Annotated in this window: 2 protein-coding genes and 1 pseudogene; all 3 read left to right on the top strand. The window is 71.4% G+C overall.

All coding sequences use genetic code 11. The features are described from left to right. Positions 1-648 (top strand): annotated as a pseudogene (locus ACWEVN_RS47735) (hypothetical protein); the annotation flags it as partial. 83 nt (positions 649-731) lie between these two features. Beyond that, on the top strand, positions 732-1,601 hold the full coding sequence (locus ACWEVN_RS47730) for a L,D-transpeptidase family protein (RefSeq protein ID WP_452055694.1): 870 nt from the start codon (positions 732-734) through the stop codon (positions 1,599-1,601). A gap of 34 nt (positions 1,602-1,635) precedes the next feature. After that, on the top strand, positions 1,636-1,862 hold a 227-nt coding region (locus ACWEVN_RS47725; protein WP_452055693.1), incomplete at its 3' end, for a hypothetical protein.

Below are 1,862 nucleotides of genomic sequence, written 5' to 3'. Positions count from 1 at the left end.
CCCTGGGTCGTGGCCGTCGGCGGCACCAGCGTCGGCCTGGACCAGAACAACCAGGCCAAGGTGCTGACCGGGTGGGAGAACAGCGGCAACACCCAGTCCGGCACCTCGTGGGCACCGCAGCGGGACGCCGACGGGCCGTTCGCCTCCGGCGCCGGCGGCGGCACCTCCGCCCTCTACGACGCGCCGGACTGGCAGGCCGGGGTCGTCTCCGGCAACGGCGGGAAGCGGGCGGTGCCGGACATCGCCGCTTTGGCCGACTCTTACACCGGGATGCTGGTCGGGCAGACCATCAAGGGCCAGTTCGGGATCGGCTCCTACGGCGGCACCTCACTCGCCTCGCCGCTGATCGCCGGGCTCGTCGCTGACGCCCAGCAGGCCCGCTCCGGCACCGCCCGCGCCGGGCTGCTCACCCCCACCCTCTACAGCTTGAAGGGATCCGCTGCGATCGCCGACGTCACGCCGCAGAAGGCGGGAGTGTGGACGCCGATGATGCATGCCTTCGGCGGCGTCGCCGTCCCCGGCGAGCAGGGCAGCTACCTGATCGACTTCGACGCCCGTCCGCAGAACCTGCACAGCGGCCCCGGCTGGGACAACGTCACCGGCCTCGGCACCCCCACCGACGGCTTCATCTCCGCGCTTTCCCAGTAACCACAACCTCTTCTCGCGGCAAGCCCGCTCCAGTGCGGGCGGGTTTGCCGCGGCCTCCATCGACCTCGAGGAAGGACAGTTCCATGTCGGAGACGCCACAGCCGGCAGCGAACCGGTTGCGGGTGCTCGCGCTCTGGCTGGCCGGAATCGCGCTGGTCGGCACTGCGGGTGTGCTGCTCTCACCGACAGGGCCGACGCCCGACGCCGCTCGCGGCGCCGACCCCGTCGAGCTGGGAGTCGAGCTGCACGGCCCGGTCGTGGCCGCCCGGGCGGTCCCGAATCTGACCGGGCTGCCTGAGGCGAGCACCTTCAGCACCATTCCGGGCGCCCCGCAGGACGCGATGACCGAGGAGGTACCGGACGGGCAGCTCGTGCACCCGACCGAGCCGGTGCCGGTGTTCGACCAGCCCGGCGGTGCGGCCATCGCGGTCCTGCCGACCACCCAGCTCGGGTCCGACACCTGGCTGCCGGTGATCGAAGAGGAACCAGGCTGGGTGCAGGTGCTCCTGCCCTCGCGGCCCAACGGCTCCACCGGCTGGCTGTCCACCCAGGACAACACGCTCGACAGCCGATCGACGACCGACCAGATCGTCATCGACCGGGCCGCGTTCCGGCTCACCCTCTACCGCGATCACCAGCAGATCGGCACCTGGAGCGTCGGGGTCGGCACCGCAGCCTCGCCGACCCCGGCCGGGCGGACGTTCGTCCTCGCGTCGATGACCGACGCGAAACAGAAGTTCAGCTCGGTGATCTTCCCGCTCGGCATTCACTCGGCCACGTTCACCACCTACGGCGGCGGCCCGGGGACCACGGGCATTCACGGCTGGCCCACCGCCGACGTGTTCGGCCGACCGTCCAGCGACGGATGCATCCGCGTCCCCGCTGAAGCCCTCGCCACGTTCACGAATCCGGCAGATCCGGTGCCCATCGGCACCCCGGTCCTCATCCGCTAGCCCAACCACACCAACACTTCTGGAGACATCAGCCATGAACACCACTCGTACCGCCCTCGCCGCGGCCGGAGCCGGCGCGCTCCTCATTGGCACCCTCACCACGTTCGCCTCCAGCTGCACCCCCGCGACCGCGGCGCCGCCCGCCCTCTCAGCCGCCGCAGCAACATCGACCGCGACCGGGATCTCCGTCTCCGGCGGCGAGCACCTCTCGGCCAGTCCCAGTGTGTCCAGCAGCGGCGCGATCAAGACCGCCGGCGGCTC

This window comes from Amycolatopsis sp. NPDC003861 (genome assembly GCF_053605405.1).
Note: the sequence above shows the minus strand (reverse complement) of the source record. Positions and strands in the feature narration are given on the sequence as shown.

Excerpts from the sequence above, each read along its gene's own strand:
- ACWEVN_RS47730 (WP_452055694.1), top strand. The coding sequence starts at position 732 with ATGTCGGAGACGCCACAGCCGGCAGCGAACCGGTTGCGGGTGCTCGCG.